The sequence below is a fragment of the Geodermatophilus sp. SYSU D00867 genome (assembly GCF_054050315.1).
In genome coordinates this window covers 1-15090 of record NZ_JBJGZC010000011.1, presented here as the reverse complement: position 1 = coordinate 15090, position 15090 = coordinate 1, and the positions used below count along the sequence as shown (strand labels likewise).

At 76.1% G+C, this 15090-nt stretch carries 15 protein-coding genes; 8 read left to right on the top strand and 7 right to left on the bottom strand.

From position 1 onward, the window contains the following. The first annotated feature begins 164 nt into the window (after positions 1 to 164). From ACI8AK_RS11955 to ACI8AK_RS11940, 4 genes are read left to right on the top strand one after another with little or no spacing between them, the layout of a single operon-like run. Positions 165 to 1718, top strand: a complete 1554-nt coding sequence (locus ACI8AK_RS11955) for a mannitol dehydrogenase family protein (protein WP_387985971.1) — start codon at positions 165 to 167, stop codon at positions 1716 to 1718. Beyond that, positions 1715 to 2494: an HAD family hydrolase gene (locus ACI8AK_RS11950; RefSeq protein WP_387985974.1), complete on the top strand. Its 780-nt coding sequence runs from the start codon at positions 1715 to 1717 to the stop codon at positions 2492 to 2494. The genes ACI8AK_RS11955 and ACI8AK_RS11950 overlap by 4 nt, the downstream gene beginning before the upstream one ends. Beyond that, positions 2491 to 3618 (top strand): CDP-glycerol glycerophosphotransferase family protein, encoded by a 1128-nt coding sequence (locus ACI8AK_RS11945; protein WP_387985977.1) that lies wholly within the window; start codon positions 2491 to 2493, stop codon positions 3616 to 3618. Before ACI8AK_RS11950 ends, ACI8AK_RS11945 begins: the two co-directional genes overlap by 4 nt. Continuing rightward, complete coding sequence (locus ACI8AK_RS11940; RefSeq protein WP_387985980.1) at positions 3605 to 4423, top strand: phosphocholine cytidylyltransferase family protein; 819 nt, start codon at positions 3605 to 3607, stop codon at positions 4421 to 4423. The genes ACI8AK_RS11945 and ACI8AK_RS11940 overlap by 14 nt, the downstream gene beginning before the upstream one ends. Before the next feature lie 27 nt (positions 4424 to 4450). Here the strand turns inward: ACI8AK_RS11940 and ACI8AK_RS11935 are convergent, their stop codons facing one another. Genes ACI8AK_RS11935 through ACI8AK_RS11915 form a run of 5 tightly spaced genes read right to left on the bottom strand, consistent with a single transcriptional unit; the run spans position 4451 to position 9437 of the window. Then, entirely contained in the window at positions 4451 to 5548 is a 1098-nt protein-coding gene (locus tag ACI8AK_RS11935; protein ID WP_456956387.1) for a hypothetical protein, read from the bottom strand. Then, positions 5545 to 6228, bottom strand: coding sequence for an SCO family protein (locus ACI8AK_RS11930; protein ID WP_456902872.1), 684 nt, complete (start codon positions 6226 to 6228; stop codon positions 5545 to 5547). The genes ACI8AK_RS11935 and ACI8AK_RS11930 overlap by 4 nt, the downstream gene beginning before the upstream one ends. Continuing rightward, positions 6225 to 6959, bottom strand: coding sequence for a YcnI family protein (locus tag ACI8AK_RS11925; RefSeq protein WP_387985988.1), 735 nt, complete (start codon positions 6957 to 6959; stop codon positions 6225 to 6227). The genes ACI8AK_RS11930 and ACI8AK_RS11925 overlap by 4 nt, the downstream gene beginning before the upstream one ends. A gap of 31 nt (positions 6960 to 6990) precedes the next feature. Continuing rightward, positions 6991 to 8796, bottom strand: coding sequence for a copper resistance CopC/CopD family protein (locus ACI8AK_RS11920; RefSeq protein WP_456956386.1), 1806 nt, complete (start codon positions 8794 to 8796; stop codon positions 6991 to 6993). Beyond that, positions 8793 to 9437, bottom strand: a complete 645-nt coding sequence (locus ACI8AK_RS11915) for a zf-HC2 domain-containing protein (RefSeq protein ID WP_456956384.1) — start codon at positions 9435 to 9437, stop codon at positions 8793 to 8795. The genes ACI8AK_RS11920 and ACI8AK_RS11915 overlap by 4 nt, the downstream gene beginning before the upstream one ends. Positions 9438 to 9505: 68 nt before the next feature. On the opposite strand from ACI8AK_RS11915, the gene ACI8AK_RS11910 reads away from it, so the two are divergent. The 4 genes from ACI8AK_RS11910 (at position 9506) to ACI8AK_RS11895 (ending at position 13103) form a co-directional block, all read left to right on the top strand. Then, positions 9506 to 10063, top strand: coding sequence for a sigma-70 family RNA polymerase sigma factor (locus ACI8AK_RS11910; RefSeq protein WP_456956383.1), 558 nt, complete (start codon positions 9506 to 9508; stop codon positions 10061 to 10063). 107 nt (positions 10064 to 10170) lie between these two features. Further along, entirely contained in the window at positions 10171 to 10788 is a 618-nt protein-coding gene (locus tag ACI8AK_RS11905) for a DUF47 domain-containing protein (protein ID WP_387985999.1), read from the top strand. A gap of 6 nt (positions 10789 to 10794) precedes the next feature. Continuing rightward, on the top strand, positions 10795 to 11796 hold the full coding sequence (locus ACI8AK_RS11900; protein WP_387986002.1) for an inorganic phosphate transporter: 1002 nt from the start codon (positions 10795 to 10797) through the stop codon (positions 11794 to 11796). Between the two features lie 302 nt (positions 11797 to 12098). Next, complete coding sequence (locus tag ACI8AK_RS11895) at positions 12099 to 13103, top strand: sulfite exporter TauE/SafE family protein (RefSeq protein WP_456956381.1); 1005 nt, start codon at positions 12099 to 12101, stop codon at positions 13101 to 13103. A 56-nt stretch (positions 13104 to 13159) separates the two neighbouring features. Here the strand turns inward: ACI8AK_RS11895 and ACI8AK_RS11890 are convergent, their stop codons facing one another. Then, a complete protein-coding gene (locus ACI8AK_RS11890; RefSeq protein WP_456956379.1) occupies positions 13160 to 14137 on the bottom strand; it encodes an NAD-dependent epimerase/dehydratase family protein in 978 nt (325 codons plus the stop codon). A gap of 138 nt (positions 14138 to 14275) precedes the next feature. Continuing rightward, positions 14276 to 14827 (bottom strand): DUF5994 family protein, encoded by a 552-nt coding sequence (locus ACI8AK_RS11885; RefSeq protein ID WP_387986009.1) that lies wholly within the window; start codon positions 14825 to 14827, stop codon positions 14276 to 14278. Positions 14828 to 15090: the final 263 nt, after the last annotated feature.

Here is a 15090-nt window from a genome sequence, read left to right as displayed (position 1 = left end):
CGCGACCCACCGGCGCGACGCACCGCACGACGGCTTCACCGCGACCCTCCGCCCCTGGAGGTGCACCCGGATCGGCCGGCGTGGTCCCATGATCGTCCCGTGCCGCGCGCGGGGGCGGCCGGTCGTGCGCCGGCCGAGCACCGACAGGAAGGACCGATGCCTCGATGGCACAGCCCGAGCGCTTCCCGCGGCACCTCCCGCGGGCCGGCACGGCCGCGCAGCCGACGGCACTCCCCGTCGGCCGCGTCCGGCCGCTGACCGCGGCGACGCTCGAGCAGCACGGGGCCCGGCTCACCGTCCCCACCTACGACCGGGCGGCGCTGATCCCGTCGGTCGTGCACCTGAGCGTGGGCGGGTTCTCCCGCGCCCACCAGCTCATCTACTTCGACGAGGTCGCCCAGCAGCGGATCTCCGCGGAGTGGGGCGTCGTGGGCGTCGGCCTGCGGGCCCGGCGGCTGCGGGAGGCCCTCGCGCCGCAGGACAACCTCTACACCGTGGTCGAGCGCAGCCCCGACGGCGAGCGCGCCCGGGTGGTCGGCGTCCTCACCGACTACCTGTTCGCCCCCGACGCCCCCGACGCGGTCCTCGACCGGCTCAGCGACCCGCGCACCCGCGTGGTCACCATGACGATCACCGGCGCCGGGTACCTGCTCGACCCCACGACCGGCGTCTTCGCCCCCGACGACGACGTCCGGCACGACCTCGCGCACCCCGGCGCCCCGCGCACCGTCTTCGGCTTCCTCGTCGAGGCCCTCGACCGCCGCCGCCGGGCCGGCACGGCGCCGTTCACCGTCGTCTCCTGCGACAACCTGCACCGCAACGGCGACGCCACCCGCACCGCCGTCACCGGGTTCGCCGCGCTGCGCGACGAGGTCCTCGCCCGGTGGATCACCGACCGCGTCGCCTTCCCCAGCAGCATGGTCGACCGGATCACCCCGCAGACGACGCCCGAGGAGCGCGAGGCGCTCGCCCGCCGGCACGGGATCGACGACCGCTGGCCGGTCGTCACCGAGCCGTTCTCCCAGTGGGTGATCGAGGACTCCTTCTGCAACGGCCGCCCGCCGCTGGACGCGGTCGGCGTCCGGTTCGTCCGCGACGTCACCGACCACGAGCTGATGAAGACCCGGCTGCTCAACGCCAGCCACTCCGCGCTCGGCTACCTCGGCACGCTGGCCGGGCACGAGCGGATCGACGTGCTCATGGGCGACCCGGTGTTCGCCGCGTACGCCGCCCGGCTCATGGACGACGAGGTCACCCCGCTGATCCCCGTGCCGGAGGGCATCGACCTCGACGAGTACAAGGCCACGCTGCTGCAGCGCTTCGCCAACCCGGCCATCGCCGACCGGCTGTCCCGGCTGTGCCGCCGCGGGTCCACCAAGCTGCCGCACCACCTGCTGCCGTCTCTGCGCCAGGCCCTGGCCGAGGACCGCCCGCACGCGCTGCTGACCCTGGCCCTCGCCGGCTGGGTCCGCTACCTGCAGCAGGTCGACGAGCACGGCCGGTCGCTGCCGATCGAGGACGACCGCGGGCCGCACCTGCAGGCCCTGGCCCGCGCCGGCGGCGACGACCCGCGCCTGCTGCTGACCGACGAGCCGGTCTTCGGCGACCTCGGCTCGGTCCCCGGGTTCCCCGACGAACTCGCCGACGCCGTGCGCCGGCTCCGGTGCGACGGCGTCCGCGAGACCGTCGCCGCCGCCACCGCCGCGAGCGCCCGGTGAGCGCGCCCCGCACCGGCGGGGCGGCCGCGGTCCTCCCCCGCGACGTCGTCGCGGGCCTGACCGCGCTGCTGTGCGACGCCGACGGCAACCTGTTCCCCTCCGAGGAGCCGGCCTTCGTCGCCTCCGCCGAGGTCACCAACCGCTTCCTCGCCGAGCTCGGCGACGCGCGCCGGTACACCCCGGAGGAGCTGCGCCTGGCCACCACCGGGATGAACTTCCGGACGACGTCGCGCCGGCTGGCCGCCGAGGCCGGCCGCCCCGAGGTCGACGTCGAGCCGTGGGTGGCCGAGGAGAAGCGCGCGGTCACCGCCTACCTGGGCGAGCACCTGCGCCCGCACGGGCCGACGAACGCCGCCCTCACCGCGCTCGCCCCGCACCTGCGACTGGCCGCGGTGAGCTCCAGCGCGCTGGCCCGGCTCGCCGCCTGCTTCACCGCCACGGACCTGGACGCGCTGATCCCGCCGTCGGCCCGGTTCAGCGCCGAGGACTCGCTGCCGGTGCCCACGAGCAAGCCCGACCCGGCGGTGTACCTGTACGCCTGCGAGCGCCTGGGGATCGCCCCCGGGCAGGGCCTCGCCGTGGAGGACTCCGTCCCGGGGGCACTCTCCGCGGTCCGCGCGGGTTGTCCCACGGTGGGGAACCTGCTGTTCGTCCAGCCCGCCGAGCGCGCCGAGCGCGAGGCCGCGCTGTGGGAGGCCGGCGTGCTCGCCGTCGTCTCGTCCTGGCAGGAGCTCGCCGACCTGCTGCTGCCCGTCCTGACCGGAGGTGGTCGATGAGGATCGTCTACACCAGCTTCCGCGGCCTGTTCTCCGACAGCCCGCGCGCCGTCTACGAGGCGCTGGTGGCGCGCGGCGACGACGTCACGCACACGTGGCTGACCGCGCCGGTCGCCGAGTCCGCCTTCCCGGCCGACGTCGAGACCGTCCCGTTCGGCAGCCCGGAGAGCATCGCCGCGCTCGAGGCCGCCGACGTCGTCGTGTCCAACGACCACGTGCCGCTGGACTGGGAGAAGCGCCCGGACGCCTTCTACCTGCAGACCTGGCACGGCACCCCGCTCAAGCGGATCCACAACGACGTCCTCTGGGCGCCGGAGGGCCGGCTGGCCTACCTGGAGCACGACATCGCCCGCTGGGACGCGATGCTCTCCCCCAACCCCTACAGCACCGGCCGGTTCCGCCAGGCCTTCGGCTTCCGCGGGCCGGTGCACGAGACCGGCTACCCCCGCAACGACCTGCTCTCCAGCCCCGAGCGGGACGCGGTGCGCGCGCGGGTGCGGGCCGGGCTCGGGATCGACGACGACGCCCGCGTCGTCCTCTACACGCCCACCTGGCGCGACGACCTGGTCTTCGAGGGCACCGGGGAGCGCGACTTCGACTTCCCGGTCGACCTCGCGGACTTCACCGACCGGCTCGGCAAGGACCACGTGCTGCTGCTGCGGCTGCACAACATGGTCTCCGACCGGCTCGAGTCGATCGACGGGATGCCGGTGCAGGACGTGTCGTCGTACCCGGACATCCGCGACCTGTACCTGGCCGCCGACGTGCTGGTCACCGACTACTCGTCGACGATGTTCGACTTCGCGGTCACCGGGAAGCCGATCCTGCTGTTCCCCTACGACCTCGACGAGTACCGCGACCGGCTGCGCGGCTTCTACGTGGACCTCGAGGAGGTTGCGCCCGGGCCGATCGTGACGACCAGCGGTGAGCTGGTCGACGCGCTCGCCGACCTGGACGCCGTCACCGCGGAGCACGCCGACCGCTACCGGTCCTTCCGCGAGACCTACACCGCCCTGGAGGACGGCAACGCCACCGGGCGCGTCCTCGACCTGTTCTTCCCGCCCGGCGGCCCCGCCGGCGCGGCTGACCCGACCCGAGGAGGGGACGACAGTGCGCATCGCTGACCTCGTGCAGACCCGAGTGCCCGGCCGCAGGACCGGAGCAGTCCGGCCGGCCGCCCGCACGCAGCCCTTCCCGCCGCAGGTGGTCATCCTGGCCGCCGGGATGGGCACCCGGCTGGGGCGCCCGCTGCCCAAGCCGCTGACCCCGCTGGTGGACGGCCGCAGCATCCTGCACCGCCAGCTGGACACGCTCGCGCAGGTCTTCGGCCCCGCCGTCGACGTCACCGCCGTCGTCGGGTTCCAGTGCGAGCTGCTCATGCAGGCCGCGCCCGACCTGCGCTTCGCCTACAACCCGCACTTCGCGCGGACCAACACCTCCAAGAGCCTGCTGCGCGGCCTGCGCACCACCCGCGAGGGCGGCGTGCTGTGGCTCAACGGCGACGTCGTCTTCGACGCCGCCGTGCTGGAGGCCGTGCTGCCCGCGCTGCAGGCCGACGAGAGCTTCGTGTGCGTCGACACCTCCACCGTCGCCGACGAGGAGGTCAAGTACACCCTCGACGGGGAGGGTTACATCGCCGAGCTGTCCAAGACGGTGAAGGGCGGCCTGGGCGAGGCCGTGGGCATCAACTACGTCTCCTCGGCCGACAAGGCCGTGCTGGTCGAGCACCTCGACGGCTGCGGCGACCAGGACTACTTCGAGCGCGGCATGGAGACGGCGATCATCGAGGCCGGCGTGCGCTTCCGGCCGGTGGACATCTCGCGGTGGGCCGCCGTCGAGGTCGACTTCGAGGCCGACCTGGACCGGGCCAACGAGATGCTCTCCGGTGCGCGCCCGCACCTGCACCCGGTGCCGGACGGGACCGCCTAGCCGGAACGGCCCCCGGGCCCCGGCCGGTCAGGCGACCGGCTGGGGCTCGGGGGCGGGGTCCTGCGGGCGGGCCCGCTCCGGGTCGCGGAAGCGCCGGGCGGCGGCCAGCCCGCCGACGACGAGACCGGCACCACCGGCCACGAGCACGGCGACCGCCACCCGGGCCAGCAGCTCCGGGCCGCCGGTGGCGACGTGCGCGCTCCACAGCACGTCGACGTCGGGCAGGCCCTGCACCAGCAGCAGCCAGCCGAGCACGACCGCGCACAGCCCGGCCACGACCCCGCGGCCGCGCCGGGCGGCGACCCGGCCGAGCACCGCCACCAGCGCCGCGGTGACCGCCGGCAGCAGCGCGGACACCACCGCCGCCGCGTGCGAGGACACCGTCACCGGGGGCTCGGGCGTGCTCGCCGCGTGCCAGAGCGCGGCGGCGCCGCCCGCGGCCAGCGCCCAGCCCAGCGGCCGCGGCGACCGGGCCAGCAGGCCGGCGGCCGCGACGGCGGCGGCCAGCGCGAGGTGCAGCCCCCAGGTGAGCGCCGTCGGCGGCGGCGGGCTCCAGGTGAGCACCCCGCGCACGGTCAGCGCGGTGTCGCCGTGCCGCATCGGGACGGTCCAGGCGAACACCGTCTGCGCCTGGTCGGGGTCGGCCGCGACCGCCGGCGGCAGCTGTCCCTCGGTCATCCAGTGCGTGCGGTGGTCGTGCCAGGTGTACTGCGGCTCGGTGGAGACGCGCACCCACTCCGGCTCGGCCCGCGGGTCGGCGTCCGCGGGCAGGGCGACCCGGCCGAAGCGGTCGAGGTTGATGTAGGTGGCCGGGCTGTGCGCGTTGCGCCAGACGCCGTCCGGACCGATCCGCAGGTAGGGCTCGTCGGAGTAGCCCGGCACGGCCACCTCGGTGCCGGTGGTGTTCACCAGCTCCAGGGAGTCCCCGAACTCCAGCACCCGGACGCTCACCCCGGGCACCGGCGGCTGCACCGAGGTGACCCGGCCGTCGAAGTCGCTGCCGGCGACCTCCCCGCCGACGTGCGCCTGCGCCGGCCCGGCGAGGGCCAGCGTGGCCAGCACGCCGAGCAGGACGACCAGCAGCCGCGCGCCGGCGGCCCGGCCCCGCTGCACGGCGCCGCTCACGCGCCGTCGGCGACCAGGGCCAGGTCGCCGGCGATGTCCCGCGCGGTGTTGCCGGCGTCGAACGCGACGTGCGCCTGGTCGTCGGCGCCGTAGAGCAGCAGCAGCGAGCTGTGCAGCCGGCCGTCCTCCTCGGCCAGCGGCACGCCGGCCGACAGCTGCGCCTGGTCGATCGCGTCCTGGTCGCCGGTCAGCCCGACGAACTGCGTGGACAGGTCGGCGTCGAACCGGTCCAGGTACTCCCCCAGCACCTGCGGGGTGTCGGTGGCCGGGTCGGTGGTCACGAACACCACCTGCACCTGCTCGGCCAGCGCCGGGTCGGTGTCGCGCAGGGCGAGGGCGACGTCGGCCATCGTCGTCGGGCAGATGTCGGGGCAGTTCGTGTAGCCGAAGAACAGCAGCGTCGGGCGCCCCGCCGTGACGGACGCGAAGTCGTAGGACGCGCCGGTCTGGTCGGTCAGGGTGAACGCGGGCCGCTGGTAGGGGTCGGGCAGGTCGAGGCCGGCGTAGGTGTCGTCGGGCCCCTCCACCGTGGCGAGGGAGCCGCCGGAGTGGTCCCCGTCGGCGTGGGAGTGGCCCTCGGCGGCCGCCGCCTGGTCCCCGTCGTCGGAGCCGCAGGCGGACAGCGCCAGGCCGGCGGCGAGGAGCAGCGCGGCGCTCCGGCCGCGTCCGGGAGCGGTCACGAGGACACGGTACGTCGGCCGGCGCGGTATCCGAGGGCGACGCCCGCGACCCCGACGGCCAGCGCCAGGATGGCGAGGAACAGCGCCAGCCCGGCCGGCGCGTTGCTCACCTCGGCGTCGTGGGCGTGCTCGTCCGTGGCGGCCGCGGTGTCGGTGGCCGCGCCGTCCCCGGACGAGGCGGCGGTCAGCGTCAGGGTCGGCGCCGGGTTCGCCGGCTCCTCCTGGCCCTCGACGGTCGGCTCGATCCACGCCGACTCGGTGCCGTCGCTGTAGGTCTGCACCGTGGGGAACGACAGCGTGTCGGCGTCCGGGAACGGGCCGCCGGACAGCGAGAACTCCTGGAACTGGCCGGGCGCGATCCCGCCGCCGGCGTCGGCGCGGAACTCGACCACCGACACGTAGCTGGTGATCTCCGTCCCGTGGTCGTCGGCCGGCGAGGAGAGCTCGGCGGAGGTCGTGACGACCGACCAGCCCGGCACCGGCATCGTCCGCAGCGAGGCCAGCGCCTCGTCCTCCGGGATCGAGATGCGCACCGAGACGGTGCTCGCGGTGTCGCTCTCGTTGGGCACCCGGAAGGTCAGCTTCCCGTAGCCGCCGGCGGCGGCGTCGGCCGACGAGACCGTCACGTGCGCCGACGCGGTGGCGGCGACCACGACGGACGCGACCAGGGCGGTCAGCACGGCGGCCAGGACGACACCGGCACGGGCCAGCGGTCGCAGGATGAGGGACACGGTTCTCCTTCTGTCGATCCGGGGAGGGGTCTCAGCGCACCGGGAACTCGGTGCTCGCGGTGGTGGCGGTGAACTCGCCGAGCCGGACGCTGACGGCGACGGTCCAGGTGCCGGCGCCCGGGATCGACATCCCGTCGGCCACCCAGTGGCCGGGGCCGGCGGGCTCGAGGTCGACGTCGAGCGGGCCGATCTCCTGCTCGGGCTCGGTGAGCGTCACGCGCAGGTCGGCCGGCTGGGCCAGCCGGCCGTCGTCGTCGAACAGGTAGAGGTGCAGCGTGTTGGCGCCCGGACGGGCCGGGTCGATCGACAGCTGGACGCTGCCGGACTCCCCCGCCGACGACTGCAGCGGCAGGGTGACGTCGACCGGCTGGGCGGCCGTCGCGCGGGCCGGCGGGGTGCCCACCAGCATCGCGGACAGCACCAGCACGACGGCGGCGACGGCGGCCTCGACCAGGACCGTGCGGCGCAGCGGCGCGACGTCCTCGACGGCGCCGCGGGCCTGCACCGCGGCGCGGGCGCGGGCGGCCTCGGCGACCGCCGGCTCCTCGGCGCCGGCGCCGGGGGCGGCGAAGGCGTGCGCGGTCACCCGGCGGCGGCCGCCCGGCCGCGGGCGGGTGAGGCCGAGGTGCTGCTGCACCCACACCCGCGAGACGCCGGCGGCGGCCAGCAGCAGCAGGACCAGCGCGAGCTTGGCCAGCAGGATCCAGCCGTAGGTGGTGGAGACCAGCGCGGCCGGCGAGCCGACCTCGCGCACCGACTGGACGACGCCGGTGACCACCAGCGCGGCCACCGAGCCGGAGGCGATCCGCGACCAGCGCGGCAGCGCCGCGGCCAGCTCCCCGGCCTCGACGCCGGGCCGCACCAGGCCGGCCAGCAGCGCGGCCAGCCCGCCCAGCCACAGGGCCATGGCCGCGACGTGCACCGCGGTGACGGCGGTGGCGAGCACCGGGACGCTGCCGGCCACCGGGTGCCCGACCGCCGCGGTGGTGAGGACGACGCCGGCGCCGAGGACGGCCACGCCCACCGTCTCCGGCGGCTGCGGCGCGGCCGCGCGGCGCCACAGCGGCACCAGCAGCGCGGCGAGCAGCAGCGCGAGCGCACCGCGGCCGAGCGTGGTCAGTCCGTAGGCCGAGGAGCCGGTGGTGGACAGCAGCGCCGGGTCGAGCAGCGACCCGAGCCCCACCCCGCCCGCGTAGGGGCCCTGCAGCAGGAAGGTGAGCACCGCGGCCCCGGCGACCGTCGCCAGCCCGGCCGTGGTCAGCCGCCGCATCCGCCGCGAGGCCCAGCCGGCCGGCCAGCACAGCAGCAGGAACGCCGGGACGCCCAGGCCCACGGCCTCCCCGGCGAACCCGAGGGCGCGCGCGGCCGGCAGCGCGGTGGCGACGAACGGGTCGGCGTCGGGGTCGGTGGCGACCGCCCCGGCGTCGGCGAGCTCGCCGTCGCCGACGACGAAGGCGTAGGCCCCGCTGACCGGGTGCGAGTCCGCGGAGATCACCCGGTAGGTGACGACGTAGCTGGCGTCGGGCAGGTCGCCGCGCAGCGGGACGGTGACAGTGTCGTCCTGCACCGACGCGGCGCCGGTGTCCACGCGCTCGCCGTCGTCGCCGAGGACGCGGGCGTAGCCGGCCCCGAGGGACACGCCCTCGGTGAAGCGCAGGGTGACCTGGCCGGGCGCCGCGTCGAGGCGGGCACCCTCCCCCGGGTCGGTGGAGACCAGCTCGGCGTGCGCGGCGGCGGGGCCGGCGGTGGCCACGCCGAGGCCGAGCCAGCCGGCGAGCAGCACGAGCAGCAGCAGGGCCGGCCGCGGCGAGCGGCGTGCCGGGACGGCGGTGCTCACGCGACCACCCGCCGGGCCGCCGCGGGCGCGGCCGCCCGTCGCGGCCGCTGCCGCCAGGCGACCACGGCGATGAGCACGACGCCGGCGAGCAGCAGCAGGTGCGCGGCGGCGCGGTCGGCGTGCACGTGCCCGGCCTGCAGGTCGCGCACCGTGGTGACGGTCAGCAGGACGGTGAAGGTGGCGAGGAACGGCAGCGCACCCGCGGCCAGCCGGGGCGCGGCGGCGACGGCGAGGAAGGCGGCCGCGATGGCGAGGTTCCACGCGCCGGTCTCGTGCGCCACGTGCACCGGCGCGCTCATCGCCGCGGTGCCGCCGGACAGCGCCGGCCACGCCAGGCCGGCCTGCGCCACGCCCACGGCCAGCAGGGCCAGCCGCAGCGCCGACCGCACCAGCCGGGCGCGCGCGGCGGCCGCGGTGCCGGGCAGCTGCCGCGGCAGCGCGCCGAGGACGGCGGCGGTGAGGTCGGGCACCGGTGGCGCGGGGGCCAGCCGCGCCCGGCGGGTCACCGCCTCCGCTGCGTCGGCCCACCCGGCGCACGCGGGGCACGCGGCGAGGTGGCGGTCGAGGTCGGCGGCGGGCACGCCGAGCGGCTCGCCGTCGAGTCGCGCGGAGACCGCCTCGCGGAAGGGGGCACACTGCATGTCGTCGTAGTCGTCACGGAGGGCCCGTCCGGTTCCCGGGACCGGCCCGGATGTGACGGAGGGAACACGTGGACGAGCTCGAGCGGGTCGCGGCGGCCGCCGTCGACGGCGACCCCCTCGCCGCGGCCACCCTCGTGCGGTCCACCCAGTCCGACGTCTGGCGGCTGTGCGCCGCGCTCGGCGACCGGGACTCCGCCGACGACCTGACCCAGGAGACCTACGCCCGCGCCTTCGCCACGCTGCACCGCTTCGAGGGCCGCTCCTCGCTGCGGACGTGGCTGCTGGCGATCGCCCGGCGGGTCTGCGCCGACGCCGTCCGCTCGCGGCGCCGCCGTCGGCTGACCCTGGTCCGCGACGACACCGACCTGGAGACCCTCGGCCGCGGCGACGACGCCGACCGGGTGGGCGAGGGCGCCGCCGTCACCGACCTGCTGGCCCGGCTGGACCCCGACCGCCGGGAGGCCTTCGCGCTGACCCAGCTGCTCGGGCTCTCCTACGCCGAGGCCGCCGAGGTGGCCGGTTGCCCGGTGGGCACGATCCGCTCGCGGGTCGCCCGGGCCCGCGCCGACCTGGTCGAGGCGCTCGGCGGGGGCGCGCTGGAGGGGCCGGACGCGGCCCGCGGGTGAACCTGCGCTGAACCGCGCGTGAACGGGTACCTATGCTGCCCGACGGCCGTGCGACCGCTCATCCGCGGCGGGCGCCCTCCCGAACCCCGCCGATCCGGAGCCCCTTCGTGCCCTTCAGCCTGACCCCCAAGGACCAGAGCTTCTACACCCTGTTCAGCGACTCCGCGCAGAACCTGGTGGCGGCCACCGACGTCCTGGGCGAGTTCATCCACGACCACGCCCGCCGCAGGGAGCTCGCCGACCGGCTGCGCGACCTCGAGCACGCCGGTGACCAGTCGACGCACGCGATCTTCCGGCAGCTGAACTCCAGCTTCGTGACGCCGTTCGACCGCGAGGACATCTACAGCCTGGCCAGCCACCTCGACGACGTCATGGACTACGTGGAGGCCGCCGCCGACCTCGTCGTCCTCACCGGGCTGGGCACCCTGCCGGCGGAGATGAGCCAGCAGACGGCGCTGCTGCAGCGCGCCGCGGAGACCACCGCCGAGGCGATGCCGCGGCTGCAGACGATGAAGGGCCTCCCCGACTACTGGATCGAGGTCAACCGCATCGAGAACGAGGCCGACAAGCTGTACCGGCGGCTGCTGTCCCGGCTCTACAGCGGCGAGTTCGAGGCGCTGGAGGTCCTCCGGCTCAAGGAGGTGGCCGACCAGCTCGAGGAGGCCGCCGACGCGTTCGAGAAGGTGGCCAACGTCGTCGAGTCCATCGCGGTCAAGGAGTCCTGAGCGTCGATGGACGCGGCCTTCGTCGCGCTGGTCGTCATCGTCGTCGTCGCCCTGGCGTTCGACTACACCAACGGGTTCCACGACGCCGCCAACGCCATCGCCGTCGCCGTCTCCACCAAGGCGCTGACGCCGCGGGTGGCGCTGGCGCTGGCGGCGGTGATGAACCTGGTCGGCGCCCTGCTGTCCACCGAGGTCGCCAAGACCGTCGGCGCCGGGATCATCGAGGCACCGACCGGGACCGGCGGGCTGGAGATCGTCTTCGCCGCGCTGGTCGGCGCGATCGTGTGGAACCTCGTCACCTGGTACTTCGGGTTGCCCTCGTCGTCCTCGCACGCGCTGATCGGCGGCCTGGTGGGCGCCGCGATCGCCGCGGCCCACGACGTCCAGTGGCTGGGCGTCGTCGACAAGGTCGTCATCCCGATGGTCGTGTCGCCGCTGGTCGGCTTCGGCCTCGGCTACCTGTTCATGCTCGCCATCCTGTGGACCTTCCGGCGGGCCAACGTCACCCGCGCCAACCGCGGCTTCCGCTACGCGCAGATCGTCAGCTCCGCCACCATGGCCCTCGGCCACGGCCTGCAGGACGCCCAGAAGACGATGGGGATCATCACGCTGGCGCTGTTCACCGCCGGCGAGATCGACGACTTCGAGGTGCCGCTGTGGGTCGTGCTCGCCGCGGCACTCGCCATCAGCGCGGGCACCTACGCGGGCGGCTTCCGCATCATGCGCACCCTGGGCCGGCGGATCATCCAGCTCACCCCGGCCGGCGGCTTCGCCGCCCAGACCGTGGCCTCCGGCGTCATGGTGACGACGGCGACGGTCTTCGCCGTGCCGGTCTCGACCACGCACATCACGACGACGTCGATCATGGGCGTCGGGTCGACGCGGCGGCTGTCGGCGGTCCGCTGGGGCGTGGCCGGCAACATCGTCGTCGCGTGGATCGTCACCCTGCCGGCCGCCGGGGCGGTGGCCGCGCTGGCGTACCTCCTCACCGGCCTCGTCGTCGGCTGACGCCGCCGCTCCCCTGATCGAAGGGTCACCCCGCGGGGCGCTCGCGGGGTGACCTCCGTCTCGCCGACCCCCCGCTGGCATATCCCGATCGATCTGGTAGACATAGACCCCGTGGCGGCGACGGCGGTGCTCCTGGTGGGGCGGATCCACGTCGACCTGCTGCGCGTCTGCACGGCCACCTGTCCGGGCCGCTGACGCCCGCGCCCTACGGGGCGCCCCTCCCCCTCGCACGACCCGCGCCGAGTCGCGCCCTGACGCGCGCCCGCGGCCCGCCTCCCAGCCGGACAGGAGCCCCCACCCCCGTGAAGACCCTCATCGTGCTCGCCCTCGCCGGGCTGGGCGCCCAGCTCGTCGACGGCAGCCTGGGCATGGCCTACGGCGTCACCTCGACGACGTTGCTGCTGGCCTTCGGCACCAACCCCGCCGCCGCCTCGGCGACCGTGCACTTCGCCGAGATCGGCACCAGCCTGATGTCGGGCGTCGCCCACTGGAAGTTCGGCAACGTCGACTGGAAGGTCGTGGCCAAGGTCGGCGTCCCCGGCGCCGTCGGTGCCTTCGCCGGCGCACACGTCCTCTCCAGCCTCTCCACCGAGGTCGCCGCCCCGGTGATGTCGGTCATCCTGCTGGCGCTCGGCGTCTACCTGCTCGTCCGCTTCACCCTGCGGGGCGTCGACCGCCGCAACATCGGCAGGCCGGTGCGCAAGCGCTTCCTGGCCCCGCTCGGCCTGGTGGCCGGCTTCGTCGACGCCACCGGCGGCGGCGGCTGGGGCCCGGTCGGGACGCCGGCGCTACTCGCCAGCGGCCGCATGGAGCCGCGCAAGGTCATCGGCTCGATCGACACCTCCGAGTTCCTCGTCGCGCTGGCCGCCAGCCTGGGCTTCCTCCTCGCACTCGGGTCGCAGGGCATCGACTTCGTGTGGGCCCTGGGCCTGCTCGCCGGCGGCCTGGTGGCCGCGCCGATCGCCGCGTGGCTGGTGCGTCACGTGCCGCCGCGGCTGCTCGGCTCCCTGGTCGGCGGCATGATCGTCCTGACCAACACCCGCACGCTGCTGCGCAGCGACTGGATCGACGCCTCCGACCCGGTCCGCTACTCGGTCTACGCGGTCATCTACCTGGTCTGGGCCGCCGCCGTCGCGCACTCCTTCCTCCAGTACCGCAAGGACCGCGCGCAGGAGTCGGCCGACGCCCTCGCCGCCGAGGCCGCCCGCCTGGCCGAGGACGAGCACCTGCACTCCCCGGACGCGGCGGACGTCGCGGACCTCGAGCGCAGCCTCCGCGCCGGCCGCCCCGCCGACCCGCGGGACTAGGCAACGCCGTGCAGGAGGCCCCGTCCGGCAACCGCCGGGCGGGGCCTCCCGTCGTCTCAGCGGCCGGCCAGCAGCGTCGCCTCGAGCTCCCCGGGGAGGCCGGGCTCGGGCAGGCCGTGCGGCGTGGGCAGCCGCTCGGGGTCCTGCCGCAGCCAGGCCCAGGTGTCGGCGACGGTGTCGCGGACCGGCCGGCTGGGAAGCCCCAGCGCCCGCGCGCGGGCCGTGTCGACGTCCCACGCCGTCGCCGCCGTCTCCCGGGGCAGCCAGAACGGCAGGTGCAGCCAGGGCTCCACGCCGGCGGCCAGCAGGTCCTCCTCCGGCACCGGGACGAGCTCCGCGTCGCTGCCGGTGACCTCCCGGCACGTCTCCAGCAGCCCGCCCAGGGTCGTCATCCCGGCCGGGCCGGTGGCGTTGACGGGACCGGCCTGCCCGCGCGCGGCCATCTCGACCAGCCAGCCGGCCAGGTCGCGGACGTCGACCAGCGCGATCGGCTGCTCCAGCGCGTCGGGGACGACGACGCGGCCGCCGCGGGCGATCCGCTGCAGCCACCACGGCAGCCGGCGGACGTTGTCGTGCGGACCGAGGATCAGGCCCGCGCGGGCGGTGAGGAACCGCCCGGGCAGCGCCGCGCCCAGCACCCGTTCCGCGTACGCCTTGTTCGGGCCGTAGTCGTCGTCGGGGGTGTCCCAGGTGGGGCCGTCCTCGCCGCGGACCGGGCCCGGCGGCCAGGTCGAGTAGGCGTTGAGGCTGCTGACGAACGCGTACGCCCGCACGCCGGCCAGGGCGGCCGCGGCGTGGTCGGCGGCCGGGCGGGTCTGGCAGGAGGTGTCGACGACGACCTCCGGCGTCCAGCCGTCCAGGGCGCGCGGGAGGGCGGCGGGGTCGTCGCGGTCGCCGTGCAGCGGGCGGACGCCGTCGGGCGGCGCGCCGGTGACGCCGCGGCTGAACGCGGCGACCTCGTGGCCGCGGTCGAGGGCCGCCGTCGCCACGTGCCGGCCGAGGAAGTGGGTGCCGCCGAGGACGAGGAGTCGCACGGGCCCACCCCAGCGGAGCCGCTCCCCCGCCGTCCACCCGGTTCGCGGACGGCGCAAGGACCCGGGCGTCCTCGACTCGGACGGCCCCGTCCCGGGTCCCGCCCCGAGCGTGCGGAGGGCGGGGAGGACGGGGCCCTCCTAGACCGCCCGGGTGACCACCGGGAGGTCGGGCACCTGCGGCAGCGGCTGGGAGCGGGCCGCGGCGAGCACCATCTGCGGCGACCGCGGCAGGCCCCGCCGGGTGCACAGCCGCAGCGCGCGCACGCCGGTGATGACGTCGGTCTCCGGCGGGACGACCAGCAGGTCCGCGCGCCGGTTGCCGCCGGCCCAGCTCAAGCACACGACGCCGGGGTCCATGCTGCGGAACCCGCCGGTGCGCACCACCCGGCCGTCGACGACGACCTTGCGCGGCGCCGGCAGCCACGAGTCCAGCGCGTAGGTGAACCGCTCGACCCGCACGCCGCGGCGGTCGAGCGCGGCGATCAGCTCGGGCACCTCGACGGCGAGGTCGCGACCGCGCGGGAACCAGGCCCCGTCGAAGGCGTTCTCCCCCGACCCGGCGTCGGCCCGCAGGCTCACGCGGACGTCGATGCCGCCACGGAAGCCCCCCGTGGTCCCCGTCGCCTCCGTCGTCGTCATCAGCAGTCCCGCCTCCCGCTCAGCGTGCTGCAGGCCCGCGTCCGGGCCCACCGGGCGACGGTAGGTCGGCGCGCCGCGGGATCCCCGCGCGCCGCGGCCGGGCCTGTCGCGCCCGGACGGCCGGTCATCACCGCCGGTCACGATCCGGTGACGGCAGCCCGCGGGCACTTCCGCGCAGACGCGCAGGAGCCCCCGTCCGGCGGACCGGACGGGGGCTCGGCGAGGCGTGGGGGGCCGGGGGGGGGGGGGGGGGGGGGGGGGCGGGGGGGGGGGGGGGGGGGGGGGGGGGGGGGGGGGGGGGGGGGGGGGGGGGG

Excerpts from the sequence above, each read along its gene's own strand:
- ACI8AK_RS11955 (WP_387985971.1), top strand. The coding sequence starts at position 165 with ATGGCACAGCCCGAGCGCTTCCCGCGGCACCTCCCGCGGGCCGGCACG.
- ACI8AK_RS11945 (WP_387985977.1), top strand. The coding sequence starts at position 2,491 with ATGAGGATCGTCTACACCAGCTTCCGCGGCCTGTTCTCCGACAGCCCG.
- ACI8AK_RS11915 (WP_456956384.1), bottom strand. The coding sequence starts at position 9,437 with ATGCAGTGTGCCCCCTTCCGCGAGGCGGTCTCCGCGCGACTCGACGGC.
- ACI8AK_RS11900 (WP_387986002.1), top strand. The coding sequence starts at position 10,795 with ATGGACGCGGCCTTCGTCGCGCTGGTCGTCATCGTCGTCGTCGCCCTG.